This window comes from Onishia taeanensis, assembly GCF_013349955.1.
GTDB classification, from domain to species: Bacteria; Pseudomonadota; Gammaproteobacteria; order Pseudomonadales; family Halomonadaceae; genus Onishia; species Onishia taeanensis_B.
Map to the genome: position 1 here is coordinate 127,382 of NZ_JABVXC010000007.1, position 13,192 is coordinate 140,573.

At 61.1% G+C, this 13,192-nt stretch carries 11 protein-coding genes; 8 read left to right on the forward strand and 3 right to left on the reverse strand.

The window, feature by feature from the left end:
- The first annotated feature begins 318 nt into the window (after positions 1-318).
- On the forward strand, positions 319-2,712 hold the full coding sequence (locus HUS66_RS10325) for a DUF3141 domain-containing protein (protein WP_175070828.1): 2,394 nt from the start codon (positions 319-321) through the stop codon (positions 2,710-2,712).
- Between the two features lie 89 nt (positions 2,713-2,801).
- Here HUS66_RS10325 and HUS66_RS10330 read toward each other — a convergent pair whose 3' ends face one another.
- Entirely contained in the window at positions 2,802-3,281 is a 480-nt protein-coding gene (locus HUS66_RS10330) for a methylglyoxal synthase (protein ID WP_175070829.1), read from the reverse strand.
- A 104-nt stretch (positions 3,282-3,385) separates the two neighbouring features.
- Entirely contained in the window at positions 3,386-4,843 is a 1,458-nt protein-coding gene (pyk, locus tag HUS66_RS10335) for a pyruvate kinase (RefSeq protein WP_175070830.1), read from the reverse strand.
- Positions 4,844-5,251: 408 nt separating this feature from the next.
- On the opposite strand from pyk, the gene topA reads away from it, so the two are divergent.
- The 4 genes from topA (at position 5,252) to HUS66_RS10355 (ending at position 9,338) form a co-directional block, all read left to right on the forward strand.
- On the forward strand, positions 5,252-7,894 hold the full coding sequence (topA, locus tag HUS66_RS10340; RefSeq protein ID WP_175070831.1) for a type I DNA topoisomerase: 2,643 nt from the start codon (positions 5,252-5,254) through the stop codon (positions 7,892-7,894).
- Positions 7,891-8,352, forward strand: a complete 462-nt coding sequence (locus HUS66_RS10345) for a DUF6586 family protein (protein ID WP_175070832.1) — start codon at positions 7,891-7,893, stop codon at positions 8,350-8,352. Before topA ends, HUS66_RS10345 begins: the two co-directional genes overlap by 4 nt.
- A 213-nt stretch (positions 8,353-8,565) precedes the next feature.
- Positions 8,566-8,802, forward strand: a complete 237-nt coding sequence (locus tag HUS66_RS10350) for a hypothetical protein (RefSeq protein ID WP_175070833.1) — start codon at positions 8,566-8,568, stop codon at positions 8,800-8,802.
- A gap of 23 nt (positions 8,803-8,825) precedes the next feature.
- The gene (locus tag HUS66_RS10355; RefSeq protein ID WP_175070834.1) at positions 8,826-9,338 is read left to right on the forward strand and encodes an NYN domain-containing protein; all 513 of its coding nucleotides are present in this window, start codon (positions 8,826-8,828) and stop codon (positions 9,336-9,338) included.
- A gap of 204 nt (positions 9,339-9,542) precedes the next feature.
- Here HUS66_RS10355 and HUS66_RS10360 read toward each other — a convergent pair whose 3' ends face one another.
- Positions 9,543-10,016 (reverse strand): potassium channel family protein, encoded by a 474-nt coding sequence (locus tag HUS66_RS10360; protein WP_175070835.1) that lies wholly within the window; start codon positions 10,014-10,016, stop codon positions 9,543-9,545.
- Positions 10,017-10,221: 205 nt separating this feature from the next.
- On the opposite strand from HUS66_RS10360, the gene HUS66_RS10365 reads away from it, so the two are divergent.
- The 3 genes from HUS66_RS10365 (at position 10,222) to HUS66_RS10375 (ending at position 13,021) form a co-directional block, all read left to right on the forward strand.
- A complete protein-coding gene (locus HUS66_RS10365; RefSeq protein WP_175070836.1) occupies positions 10,222-11,937 on the forward strand; it encodes a putative bifunctional diguanylate cyclase/phosphodiesterase in 1,716 nt (571 codons plus the stop codon).
- A 37-nt stretch (positions 11,938-11,974) separates the two neighbouring features.
- The gene (locus HUS66_RS10370) at positions 11,975-12,553 is read left to right on the forward strand and encodes a L,D-transpeptidase family protein (protein ID WP_175070837.1); all 579 of its coding nucleotides are present in this window, start codon (positions 11,975-11,977) and stop codon (positions 12,551-12,553) included.
- 198 nt (positions 12,554-12,751) lie between these two features.
- On the forward strand, positions 12,752-13,021 hold the full coding sequence (locus tag HUS66_RS10375; RefSeq protein ID WP_092524239.1) for an Lpp/OprI family alanine-zipper lipoprotein: 270 nt from the start codon (positions 12,752-12,754) through the stop codon (positions 13,019-13,021).
- The last annotated feature ends 171 nt before the right edge of the window (positions 13,022-13,192 follow it).

A 13,192-nucleotide genomic window follows, 5' to 3' on the forward strand; every position in this document is an offset into this window, starting at 1 on the left:
GGGGGGCGTGTAGCAGAGGGCCGTGCAGTAAAGAGCCGGACAATAGAGGGCCAATAGTCGCAAGCCGAGCCAGCGGAGACGTTGGCCGGGATGGCGGCGGCAAAGGTCAGTAGGAATAAGCACTTGGCCAGCTCGTACTTGACCAGTCGGTAGCCGTTGTCGATAGCAAGCGTGGTGGCGTCATCGAAGATGAGAGTCTTGCTGCTGCAGTATGCCTGCCGCCAGTCAGTGACAGGTGGCAGGCATTCGCGCTAGTCTATTTTGCATCGCAGCATGGCCTTGAACGGCCTGCATCCCAACGACTATCGGGAGAACCGTATGCTTGCTGCCTATAACGCCATGACTAACACGGCTTTATCTTTTTTCGATCCGCTGGGGTTCGGGCGGAGCGCCATGGATTATTGGCGCGACACCGTCGAGCGACAGGTGCTGTTCCTGGATGTCATGCGTGAGCGAGGCAACCAGTATCTCGAGCACATGGAGCAGACCAAACCCAATGTGTTGGGTTTCGAGTCAGAGTTGATCATGGACGGTCGCGATCTACCGCGGCCGGTGAACTACGAACTGATGCGCATCCTGCCGCCGGCAGGAGTCGATATCGATCCGGATATGCGGCCCTTCGTGGTCGTCGATCCCCGCGCCGGCCATGGCCCGGGCATCGGTGGCTTCAAGCCTGACAGCGAGCTGGGTGTCGCGCTGCGTGCCGGGCATCCTTGCTACTTCATCGGTTTCTTGCCATTTCCGGTACCCGGGCAGACGGTCGAGGACGTGGTGGATGCCGAGATCGCCTTCCTGTGGGAAGTGATCGCGCGCCATGACCACCTGACCGAGAAACCGATGGTGGTCGGCAATTGTCAGGCCGGCTGGCAGATCATGATGGCTGCCGCCCTGGAGCCCGATTGCTTCGGCCCGATTCTGATCGCTGGCGCTCCGCTGTCCTACTGGGCCGGTGAGCGGGGCAAGGCCCCCATGCGCTATGCCGGCGGCATGAACGGTGGCAGCTGGACGACGGCGCTGGCTGGTGATCTGGGCGCCGGACTCTTCGATGGAGCGCTGCTGGTCCAGAATTTCGAGAAGCTCAATCCGGCCAACACTCTCTGGACCAAGCAGTACCGCCTTTATGCCAATATCGATAGTGAAGCCGAGCGCTACCTGCAGTTCGAGCGCTGGTGGGGTGGGCATGTGGTGCTGGGATCCGAGGAGATCCAGTACATCGTCGATAACCTGTTCGTCGGCAACCGGCTGAGCAATGCGCGCCTGACCACTAGGGATGGCCGGCGTATCGATCTGCGCAATGTACGCTCACCGATCGTGGTGTTCTGCTCTAAGGGGGATGACATCACGCCGCCGCCTCAGGCACTGGGTTGGATCAGCGACCTCTATGGCGATGCCGACGATATCGTTGCCAACGGTCAGACCATCGTCTATTGCCAGCATGACACCACCGGTCATCTGGGGATCTTCGTGTCGGGCAGCGTGTCGCGCAAGGAGCATGCCGAATTCACCGCCAACATGGACTATATCGATGTGCTGCCCCCGGGGCTCTACGAGACCACGGTGACGGAGACCGCGTCGCGCGGTGCCGCCGAGGCGGTGCATGTCGACGGCGATTACCTGCTCGAGTTCAGCCAGCGCGGCATCGATGACATCAATGCCATCGTGAAGCCGCATGCCGAGGACGAGCGCCGTTTCGCTACCGTGGCGCGGGTATCTGAGATCAACCTTGGCATCTACCAGATGCTGGTGCAGCCCTGGCTGCGGGCGGTGATGACTCCCTCTGCCGCTCGTTGGATTCGTCGCATGCACCCGATACGCCTGGGCTACAAGCTGTTTTCCGACCGCAACCCCTTGATGGTGCCGGTCCCGGTACTGGCTGAACGCATCAGGGCCGATCGTCATCAGGTAGGAAGCGATAACACCTGGCGGCAGATGGAATTTACGCTGTCCGATCAGGTCGAGGCGTCTCTGCAGGCCTATCAGCAGGTGCGCGACCAGTCCACTGAGCGCTTGTTTCAAGAGCTCTATGGCCAGCGCTGGCTGCAAACCATGGTAGGACTGGGCGTGGACGTTGAGCCGGTGCGGCGGCGTCCGGGCATCGAACCCGAGCACCAGCGTTTCGTTGCCAGCCGCAAGGCAGAGCTGCAGGGGCGTGTCGATCAGGGTGGTCCCCATGCCGCGGTGATGCGCTCGATGATTTATGTCCTGGGCGGCGCTCCCGCCACCGACGAACGAAATTTCAAGCGCCTGCGGGCAAGTCGCGAAGAGCTCGAGCCGAATCTCAAGATCGCCGAATTCAAGGCCCTAGTGCGTGAGCAGTTCTTCATTCTCAAGCTCGACCGTCACCAGGCGTTGAAGGTGCTGCCTGACATGTTGGCAGGCGCCACGAACCAGGAAATCGACGCGCATCTGGCGCATATCGAGCATGTGTTGACGGCCAGCGGCACACCGGGCGAGCGAGCGGCGAAGCGCCTGGAGACCATCCGTGAGTGCTTTGACCAGGCGCGCCCGGTTTCATCACCAGTGGCAAAGGCAGAGCCTGTCGGCTCCGAGTCTGTCACCGGCGAGCGGCCGGCGCCCGAGCAGGAGAAGCGCGAGCCGCAGGCCAGCTCAGCGTCGTCTGCCAAAGCCGAACAGCAGACCGGCGCCAAGTCGCAGGGCTCGACAGCGTCGAAAGCCGCCAAGGATGCAGAGAAGCCCCAGGGAACAGATTGAACACCCGCTAGACAAAAGCGCCGCCCCATGTGGCGGCGCTTTTGCGTTGAGGGCGATTCGGGTCGAATGGAGCCGGAATATCAGCTGGGCTAGCTGTCGACACGGGCCGATACCCAGCCTCCAGCATCCGGGATGCCGATGTCGAACGCTTCCCCCACGTAGGGCGAGCTGATCAGGAAGTCCGCGCTGGCAGCGTTGCAGGCCACCGGGATGTTCCAGAGTGCCGCCAAGCGAAGCAGTGCCTTGACGTCCGGGTCATGGGGCATCGGCGCGAAGGGGTCCCAGAAGAAGATCAGCAGATCCAGGCCCTGTTCGGTGATGCGGGCGCCGATCTGTTGGTCGCCCCCCAGCGGGCCGCTCATCAGGCCTTCGACCTCGAGCCCCAGCTCTTTCGACACCCGTTTGGCGGTGGTGCCCGTGCCCACCAGTTGGTGGTCAGCCAGGGTGTCCTGCCAGCGCCTCGCCCAGACGAGCAGCTCATCCTTCTTGCCATCGTGGGCGATCAGGGCGATACGCTTGCGTCGCGGCAGGGTGCGGGTCGTCTGCTGTCCAGGGCGTTGCTCGCTCATGGGTCCTTTCCTCTGTTGGCCACGCTTTCTTGGCCGTTCTCTTGACCGTTCCGCTGCCAGTTCTAGCCGGTCGCTCTTGTTGGGCTATCGACGGCTGGCGACCGTTACTGAACTTCCAGGATCTGCATGGTGTTGGTGCCGCCGTGAGCATTCATATGCTCGCCGCGGGTCAGGATAGCGTAATCACCACTCTGGGCGATGCCGCGATCGGTCAGCTCCTTGATCGCCGCCGCGTTCAGCTCGCTGGGATTCATGCCGTCCGAGTTGAAATAGAGCGAGACCACACCGCGATATAGCGCCATGCGGCGCTGAGCGATGGGGCTGTGCGCAAAGCCGATGATCGGCAGCCCCGAGCGGATGCGCGACGCGATCAGCGGGGTATAGCCGGTGGCGGTCATGCAGGCGATAGCGGCGACGCCCTTGAGATGGTTGGCGGCATACATCGCCGACAGCGCCACGGTCTCGTCGGTCTTGCTGAAGCCTTCGTGGATGCGGTGCCCAGATTCCTGGGCGCTACGCTCGCGCTCTGCGCCGAGGCACAGGCGATTCATCGCCTCGATGGTCTCGACCGGGTAGTCGCCAGCGGCGGTTTCTGCCGAGAGCATCACTGCGTCGGTGCCGTCGAGCACGGCGTTGGCCACGTCGAAGACTTCGGCGCGGGTCGGCAGTGGGGCAGAGATCATCGACTCCATCATCTGAGTAGCGGTGATCACGGCGCGGTTGAGGCTGCGCGCGCGCTTGATCATGCGCTTCTGCACGCCGATCAACTGGGCATCGCCGATCTCGACGCCCAGGTCACCACGCGCCACCATGACCGCCTCGGAGGCCAGGATGATGCCGTCCAGGGTTTCGTCATCGGCGACGGCTTCGGCGCGCTCTACCTTGGCGACCAGGCCGATTTCCTTGCCGGCGTCGCCCAACAGCTCGCGGGCTTCGAGCATGTCGGCGGCAGAGCGGGGGAAGGAAACCGCCAAGTAGTCAACGCCGATATCGATGGCGGTCTTGAGGTCGGCCTTGTCCTTGTCGGTCAGGGCCGCGGCAGAGAGGCCGCCCCCCTGCTTGTTGATGCCCTTGTTGTTGGAAAGCTTGCCGCCCACCACCACCTTGGTGTGCACCTCGGGAGCGCTGACCTTTTCCACTTCAAGCACCAGGCGGCCGTCATCCAGCAGCAGCATGTCGCCGGCGGCCACATCCTCAGCAAGCGACTTGTAGTCGCAACCGACTCGCTGGGCATCGCCAGCGTTGCTGTCCATGGAAACGTCCAGCACGAAGGGCTGGCCTTCTTCCAGGTTGACGGCGCCGTCGGCGAATCGGGCAATGCGAATCTTCGGACCTTGCAGGTCGCCAAGGGCTGCAACGCTCTTGCCGAGTCGATTGGCAATCTCGCGGACACGGCTCAGGCGCTGGCGATGATCATCGGCCGAACCGTGGGAGAAGTTCAGTCGTACGACGTCGACACCGGCAGCGATCATCTCCTCGAGCACGCCTTCGCGGTCGCTGGCGGGGCCCAGCGTGGCGACGATCTTGGTGCGGCGGATAGGGCCGTTAAGGGCATTCGACATGCGTCTCTCCTGACGAGTTAGCTTGGCTTACGGTGCTCGATGGCGACCGTGAAGCGGGGCTGGATACTAGTGGCGAATTGCCATGTAGTGATTTTACTACATCATAGTACACCATGCTCCCGGCCGGCTGAAAAGCCTGGTGGATGCGTTGACATTTCTTCGCTGTCCAAACAGGTTTTCTACAGCCTACCTCGTCAAGATGACAGCTCGAGTAGCCTTGATAAAGACGAGCGAAACCTTGCCGAGGCCCTGAAGCGCGGTCTAGGGTCAAATGACGAGTCGGCCAGATGACTGGCGCCGCACCAAGCGCTGGGGTAGGGTAGGCGCATTTTTAAGCCGCTAATAGATGTTGGCATACGGATATTGCCTCGGGGCTCCGGGCCCGGGCTGACACTACTTTGGAGTACTATGGGCAAGTCACTGGTCATCGTCGAGTCGCCAGCCAAGGCGAAGACGATCAACAAGTATCTCGGCAACGATTTCATCGTGAAGTCGAGCGTGGGTCATATTCGCGACCTGCCGACCAGCGGCTCGGGTAAGGCATCCAGCGATCCCAAGGAGCGCGCTCGCCAGGCGGCCGCGACCCGCAAGATGTCCCCGGACGAAAAGGCAGTCTATAAGAAGCGCAAGGCCTGGGATCAGCTGATCCGACGGATGGGTATCGACCCCGAGAATGATTGGGAAGCGAACTACGACATCCTTCCCGGCAAGGAAAAGGTGGTCGCCGAGCTCAAGAAGCATGCCGAAAAAGCCGATGCCGTCTATCTCGCGACCGACTTGGACCGCGAAGGGGAAGCCATTGCCTGGCACCTGCAGGAAACCATCGGTGGCGATGCCGGGCGCTATAAGCGTGTGGTCTTCAACGAGATCACCAAGAACGCCATCCAGGAAGCCTTCCAGGACCCGGGCCAGCTCAACATTCCACGGGTCGAGGCGCAGCAGGCGCGGCGTTTCCTCGATCGGGTGGTGGGCTTCATGCTCTCGCCACTTCTATGGAGCAAGGTCGCTCGCGGCCTGTCCGCCGGTCGTGTCCAGTCGGTGGCGGTTCGCCTGATCGTCGAGCGCGAGCGTGAAATTCGCGCCTTCGTCCCAGAAGAGTTCTGGGACGTGCATGCCGATCTCACGGCCAGTGGTGTGAAGGAAGGCGGAGAGCCGATTCGCTTCGAGCTGGTGCGTCAGGATGGCAAGGCATTTCGTCCTACCAGCGAAGCCGAGACCATGGATCGCATTGCGGCGCTCAGGAAGTCCTCCCTTGCCATTACGGGTCGCGAAGACAAGCCGACGCGCTCCAAGCCCAATGCGCCCTTCATCACCTCGACCCTGCAGCAGGCCGCCAGCGGCCGCCTGGGCTTCTCGGTGAAGAAGACCATGACCATGGCCCAGCGCCTTTATGAGGCGGGCTACATCACCTACATGCGTACCGACTCGACCAACCTGTCGAAGGATGCCATCGAGGCGGTGCGTGGCCATATCGATGAGGAGTTCGGCGCGCGCTATCTGCCCGAGTCGCCCAATCGCTATTCGAGCAAGGAGGGGGCCCAGGAAGCGCACGAGGCCATTCGTCCCTCCAACGTGGCCTACAAGGCGACCGATCTGGTGGGCATGGAACGCGACGCGGAGCGCCTCTATGAGCTGATTTGGCGCCAGTTCGTGGCCTGTCAGATGACCCCGGCGGAATACCTGTCGAGCACCTTGACGGTTGAAGTCGATGGCTATGAGCTCAGGGCCAAGGGCCGAGTGCTCAAGTTCGACGGCTATACCCGGGTCATGAAGCCTGCCGGCAAGAAGGAAGAGGATCAGTCGCTTCCCGATCTGGCCGAAGGCACGCCGATGCACCTCGAGGCGCTCGATCCCCAGCAGCACTTCACCAAGCCGCCCGCTCGTTTCACCGAGGCAAGCCTGGTCAAGGAGCTCGAGAAGCGCGGCATCGGCCGCCCCTCGACCTATGCTGCCATCATCTCGACCATTCAGGATCGCGGCTACGTCAAGCTCGAAAGCCGGCGCTTCTACGCCGAGAAGCTTGGCGACATCGTCACCGAGCGGCTCAGCGAGTCCTTCCCGGATCTGATGGACTTTTCCTTCACGGCGCGCATGGAAGACAACCTCGATGAGGTGGCCGAAGGCGAACGCAACTGGCGCGAGTTGCTCGATGCCTTCTACCGCGAGTTTCGTAAAGAACTCGAGGTGGCCGAGAGCGAAGAGGGTATGCGGCCCAACCAGCCGGTGCCCACCGATATCGACTGCCCGACCTGCGGACGCAAGATGCAGATTCGCACCGCCTCGACCGGCGTCTTCCTGGGTTGCTCAGGCTACAATCTGCCGCCCAAGGAGCGCTGCAAGACCACCATCGACCTGATTCCTGGCGATGAGGCCGTGGCCGCCGATGCCGGCGAAGAGGCCGAAACCGATGCCCTGCGTGCCAAGCATCGCTGCGATATCTGTGGCACGGCCATGGACAGCTACCTGATCGACGAGACGCGCAAGCTGCACATCTGCGGCAACAGCCCCGACTGTGGCGGCTATGAGATCGAGCAGGGCCACTTCAAGATCAAGGGCTACGAAGGTCCGGTCATCGAGTGCGACAAGTGCGGCGCCGAGATGCAGCTCAAGAGCGGGCGGTTCGGCAAGTACTTCGGCTGTACCAGCGATACCTGCAAGAATACCCGCAAGCTGTTGCGCAGCGGTGAAGTGGCGCCGCCCAAGATGGACCCGATCCCCATGCCGGAGCTGGCTTGTCAAAAGGTCGAGGACCATTATGTGCTGCGCGACGGGGCCAGCGGGCTCTTCCTGGCCGCCAGCCAGTTTCCCAAGAATCGCGAGACACGCCCACCGCTGGTGCGCGAACTCAAAGCCCATGCCGAGGAGCTGCCCGAGAAGTATCACTTCCTGCTCAAGGCGCCGAGCGAGGACCCGGACGGTCGCCCGACCCAGATTCGCTTCTCGCGCAAGACCAAGTCGCAGTTCGTGATGACCGACGAGGAGGGCAAGGCTACCGGTTGGAAGGCAACCTTCGATGCAGGCAAGTGGCAGGTCGAGGACAAGCGCAAATGACCCCGAGCGGACGCACGAATCAACTGTTATACCAGGCCGAACTGCTATTGGCAGTGCCGGCGGGAGATGACGAGCACGCCCTGTCGCGTCGCTTGGCCAGTGAAGAGGGGGCGCTAGCCCTGCTGGAACTGGCCCTGAACTCGGCGCTGCGTGAGTTGACCGAACATGCACGGCTGGCCCGTCATGACTGGCAGACGCTATTGGTTGGCGATGCCCGGCCAGTGGCGGAGCTTACCCAGCTTGCCGAGCTTGCGGCCCAGCCGGATAGCTGGCTTGCCTGGCTGCTGGGTCGCTTCGAGGCGCTGCACGGCGTGGATGGCGCGGCCCGGCGCGAGGAAGCAGGTCCGATGACCATCGCCGTGGCCGGGCAGCGCCCCCTGGGGGAGGCGCTCGCTGGCTGTCTCGCCGAGTTCAAGGCCACCTTGGCGCGGCTGCGGGAAACCAGCGTCGAGTGGTAGCGGCCTCGCCGTGGCGCTCATCCGCTGGATAAGCGGCGCTGCTTATACGTCGCTTCTTATACGTCGCTTCTTGGCTCAGTACATCAGCGCGCCAGGCGGAATCTCAGATGACGTCTCGGCCCCTATAATGGTAGTCTAGCACTATCGACAACGACCATGGATGATCGCCGTGGTCGTTTTTTATTGCCCCATCAGCTGGAGGGTTCATCCAGAATGTCAGAGACCGCTGTTCTGGAAATCGTCGAACTTAACGACGGTGAGATCGTACTACGCCACGCCGAGGGCGAAGGCGAGCCGCTGCTGCGCATCAACTTCTCCGAGGAAGCCGGCGAGCTCTTGCGCCAGAGCCGTTTCGAAGTGGCGCGGGAGATGATCGACCATGCCATTACCCGTAGCAAGCTGTGGCAGGAAGAGAGCGACGAGCCGGAAGTCCCCGCCACCATGCACTGAGCACTGCACAATGAGGGCCGCCAATGGCCACATCGCCAGGCGACGCACCCCGCGTCGCCGTGTTCGTCGACGTGCAAAACGTCTATTACACCACTCGCCAAGCCTTCGGGCGCCACTTCGACTATCACGCCTTCTGGGCGCGGCTCACCGCGCTTGGCGAGGTGGTAGTGGCCAACGCCTATGCGGTGGATCGTGGCGATCCCCGACAGCGCCAGTTTCAGGACATCCTGCGCAACATCGGTTTCGAGGTGAAACTCAAGCCCTTCATTCAGCGTCGAGATGGTTCTGCCAAGGGTGATTGGGACGTGGGCATGGCGCTCGACGCCATCGAAGCGGCCGCCGACGTCGATCATGTCGTGCTGGTGTCCGGTGACGGCGACTTCGATCTGCTGGTCAGCCGCATGCGCGAGCGTCACGGCGTGAGCGTCGATGTCTACGGCGTGCCAGCCTTGACGGCGGATACACTGATCCAGGCCGCCACAACCTTCGTGGCTATCGATAGCGATCTGCTGCTGGGCGCCCCGGGATCGAATTGAGCAGATCTGCAAGGTCTCTTGTGCAAGAGCTCGCCTATCAAGAACCCGCCCAGCAAGAACCCACCCAGCAAGAACCCACCCAGCAAGAACCCGCCCCCTAAGACGTCATCCGCTAATGACTCCTTATCAGTGGCTATACTGCACATGCGGCGCCCTTGCAGGCTGCTGTAAGCGGCGGGCCGAGAGCCAGTTGGCCGTAGCGCCCTAGTCGTTACGGTTGGTGCGCCAGTGCTTCTGCATTTCCAAAAACGTCAGTGAGGCCGACCAGGTGATCAGTACGAAGCCGGTGAGCGCCTCTGTGCCCATTACGAAGCGGATGGGGCCGGTAGGGACCATGTCGCCATAGCCCAGGGTGGTGAAATTGGTCGCCGAAAGGTAGACGAAATCCAGGAACCGTGGGGCCTTGATGCCGATCACGTCGCCGCTGCCGGGAACCTCCAGCAGTAGGCTCATGGTGGCGGCGAAGGTCCATATCTCGGCAATGTGCGTCAACATAAGGCCAAAGATCAGCGTCAGGAAACGCTGGCGCTGCGAGCGGGTGGAGCGCTCCATCCGCCGGCTCAGGGCCATCGATACCTCATAGTGCAGCAGCACGCAAAGCACGACGGTCAGCAGGGTCGCCAGCACCACCATCAGGTGTCCAGGGGCAAGTAAGGCATCCAGCAAGGTGAACTCCATCCCTTCTCCGGGCCAGGTGCTTGGAAAAGGCTATAGCCTACACCCTGGATGCTTCAGGCACGATCTGTGGCCAATGTCGGATCACGAGGCGTGCCGTGATTAAAGTTCAGATTGGAAGTTGTCGATATCCAATATTACCCTCTCATGTTTGGTGGCCAGTCGTTGCCGGGTGGGGGGCCGTTCCGGGCCAAAAGAGCGACAAGGAATGTCTCAATCAATACTGCCCCGTCAGATGATTCGTCCAGCCAGTATCCATAAGCAATGGCTCAAATTGTCGGCCACAGCACAGCATACTCTTCGGCTGACGGCCTTGGCGGTATTGGTCGCTGTGGGGTGGCTGATTGTCTATTTCACCGGTGGCACGGCCTACGCTTACCCTTATCTGATGCTAATCCCGGTGATCCTGGCGGCGGCCTGGTATCAGCTGGCTGGCGCTCTGTTGAGTGCCTGTTTAGTCGGTTTACTGATGGCGTTGATGCCATTGAATGTCGCCACCGGTGAGCTCCAGCCGGCCACGAACTGGCTGGTTCGTCTGGGGCTCTACCTGTTGTTGGGTGGGGTGGCGGGCGGTTTGTTCGAGCGGCTGCATGCGGTCAAGCGACATTCCCTGCAAGCGTCTTACATCGATTCGCGCTCCGGACTGCCCAACTATCTGGCCCTTGAAGAGGACTTGAGCAAAGAGCTGGAGGATAGTGCGGGCGAGCCCCTCGGCTTGATGGTGGTAAGGATCACCGACATCGTCGATCTGCTGGAGACGCTCGGTGCCGATGCTTCCGATGAACTGGTGTCGGCGATCGGGCAGCGACTGGATCTTGTGTTGAATGCCCAGGCTCGAATCTATCGGTTCAACGGGCCTGAGCTGATGCTGCTTCTCACCAATGTAGGCCACGAAGCGCTCGAGAAAGTGGCGCAAGACGTGCTGAGTGCGGGAGAGGAGAACCTGGTCATTCAGCAGATGCCAATGCGAGCGCAGTTAATACTCGGATATACACTGTCGGTGCCGGACACCCAGGATGCGCGTCAGTTGATTCATGAAGCGCGGGTGGCCATGTTTGAGGCCTCCAATCAGCAGCGCAGTTACAGCGCCTATGTGCCGGCCTACCGCAAGCGGACGATGCAGGCGATATGGCTGATCTCTCGGGTGCGTCAGGGTCTGGAAAACAACCAGTTCGAGCTTCACTTTCAGCCCAAGATATCGCTGGCGGATAATAGCGTCTGTGGCTGCGAGGGGCTGATTCGCTGGAGGCAAGAGGATGGACAACTGATCTATCCTGGACATTTCATGCCCAAGGTCGAGAAAACCACCTTGATCACGCCGGTAACACGCTTTGTCACCGAGCAGGCGCTGACCATGGCGACTCAGGTACCAGGCGGGGTCAGCATCAATGTGTCAGCGCGAAACCTGCTCGATAACGACTTGATCGAAATGCTGAGGGTGCTGATCAATCAAGAAGCGGCGCCGGCCTCGCGATTGGAAGTCGAGATCACCGAGAGTGCCCTCATGGCCGACATAAAGGATGGTAGCAGGGCGATCCGCGCCATCCGTGACTTGGGCGTGGGCGTTAGTATCGATGACTTCGGAACTGGCTTTTCTTCTTTCCAGTATCTGCGTCACCTGCCACTGAGCGGTTTAAAGCTCGATCGTGTTTTTGTGATGGACCTGGAAAATGACGTCCATGCGCGAAAGTTGTTGGGCTGCATGATCGATATGGGCCATGCCCTGGGGTTGGTGGTAACGGCGGAAGGCGTGGAAACCCGTGGGCAGCACGACATTCTTGTCCAGCTGGGTTGCGATCAGGCTCAGGGGTTCCTGTATTCGCCGGCACTGGCCATTGGCGATTATGAGAGCTGGTGTGGCGATTTCATGCATAGCCAGCGGTGGGCGTTGTCATCGGCGGTAGAATCCGGTAGAACCCTCTGATTCCGGTTCTTCAGCCATTCGTATCACGAGCCTCCTTATGCCCCGATTGATTTTGCTCCTCGTTCTGATGCTGCTGCCGCTCGGTACCGCCTTGGGGGCCGTGCAGAGCCCGGCATTTCTTAACCCCGGGCCACATGAACTTTGGCTGCTGATCGATCAATCTTCGTCGAGTCTACGCATCTATCGCGGCGAGCGGATGCTCGAGCGCTTCGCGCCGGTGTCGGTGGGGCGTGGCGGCGTGAAGCGGCTTCGTCGCCAGGGCGACAGCTCGACCCCGTCAGGTGTGTTCCGCATCAACCGCGTCAAGTTTGACAGTGATTTTCACATTTTCCTGGGGATTGACTTTCCCACCGCAGAGCATGCCCGTGAAGCATGGGAGGCCGGTATGATGACGGCGCGTGAATATGGTGACTTCATGAGCGATCTTCGTCGAACGGGAGCGCCGCCGCAGGATACGGTGTTGGGCGGCTATATCGGTATCCATGGCCTTGGGGAGGCGGATCCCGAGATTCATCGCCGCTTCAACTGGACGCAGGGCTGTGTGGCGGTCACCAATTCGCAAATTGATCACCTTGCCGACATGGTGACGATTGGCACGCGCGTAGTGATCCGCTAATCTTCAGGTCGGATGTCGCTGTTCTTCTGTATAGACAACAAGTTGTGTCTATAATGAAATGGCGATTGACCTAGCGGCTCTGGCTTGCCAAAGTCGACCTGTCGCGGCAGCGCCCTGCATCGAAACAGAAACGAGCAGGGGCCTGAGTCACATCAGGTATGCCCGATCGAACCAAGGAAGACCCTCAAGGAGAACACCATGTCGAAGTCCATCACTAACACCCTGAAGCTGACTGCCGCTGCTGCCTCTCTGGCCGTGCTGGCCGGTTGTGCCTCTACCGGTGCTCTGGAAGAAGTCCGCACGACTGCGCAGGAAGCCAAGGCAGATGCCGCTCAGGCCAACAGCACTGCTAACCGTGCCCTGAACACTGCCAACCAAGCCCAGCGCGACGCCCAGGCAGCCATGCAAATGGCCCAGGAAAACCGTCAGGCTATGGACCGCATGTTCGAGCGCAACATGCGCAAATAAGCATGCAGTCGCAGACCCGAGTCGCTTAGGCAGCTCGGGTCGCAACGCAAAGGCCCTGCCATCTGGCAGGGCCTTTGTCGTTTATGGGCGAGCAACGCCCTCAGCATCCGTCGGCAGTCGGCCGCCTTCTGGCGGCCTTAGTATGACGTTAGTATGGCGTTAGTATGACGT

Coding starts and splice junctions, on each gene's coding strand:
- topA (WP_175070831.1), top strand. CDS start 5,252: ATGGGCAAGTCACTGGTCATCGTCGAGTCGCCAGCCAAGGCGAAGACG.
- HUS66_RS10370 (WP_175070837.1), top strand. CDS start 11,975: ATGCCCCGATTGATTTTGCTCCTCGTTCTGATGCTGCTGCCGCTCGGT.
- HUS66_RS10365 (WP_175070836.1), top strand. CDS start 10,222: ATGTCTCAATCAATACTGCCCCGTCAGATGATTCGTCCAGCCAGTATC.
- HUS66_RS10355 (WP_175070834.1), top strand. CDS start 8,826: ATGGCCACATCGCCAGGCGACGCACCCCGCGTCGCCGTGTTCGTCGAC.
- HUS66_RS10325 (WP_175070828.1), top strand. CDS start 319: ATGCTTGCTGCCTATAACGCCATGACTAACACGGCTTTATCTTTTTTC.
- HUS66_RS10345 (WP_175070832.1), top strand. CDS start 7,891: ATGACCCCGAGCGGACGCACGAATCAACTGTTATACCAGGCCGAACTG.
- HUS66_RS10375 (WP_092524239.1), top strand. CDS start 12,752: ATGTCGAAGTCCATCACTAACACCCTGAAGCTGACTGCCGCTGCTGCC.
- HUS66_RS10330 (WP_175070829.1), bottom strand. CDS start 3,281: ATGAGCGAGCAACGCCCTGGACAGCAGACGACCCGCACCCTGCCGCGA.
- HUS66_RS10360 (WP_175070835.1), bottom strand. CDS start 10,016: ATGGAGTTCACCTTGCTGGATGCCTTACTTGCCCCTGGACACCTGATG.
- HUS66_RS10350 (WP_175070833.1), top strand. CDS start 8,566: ATGTCAGAGACCGCTGTTCTGGAAATCGTCGAACTTAACGACGGTGAG.
- pyk (WP_175070830.1), bottom strand. CDS start 4,843: ATGTCGAATGCCCTTAACGGCCCTATCCGCCGCACCAAGATCGTCGCC.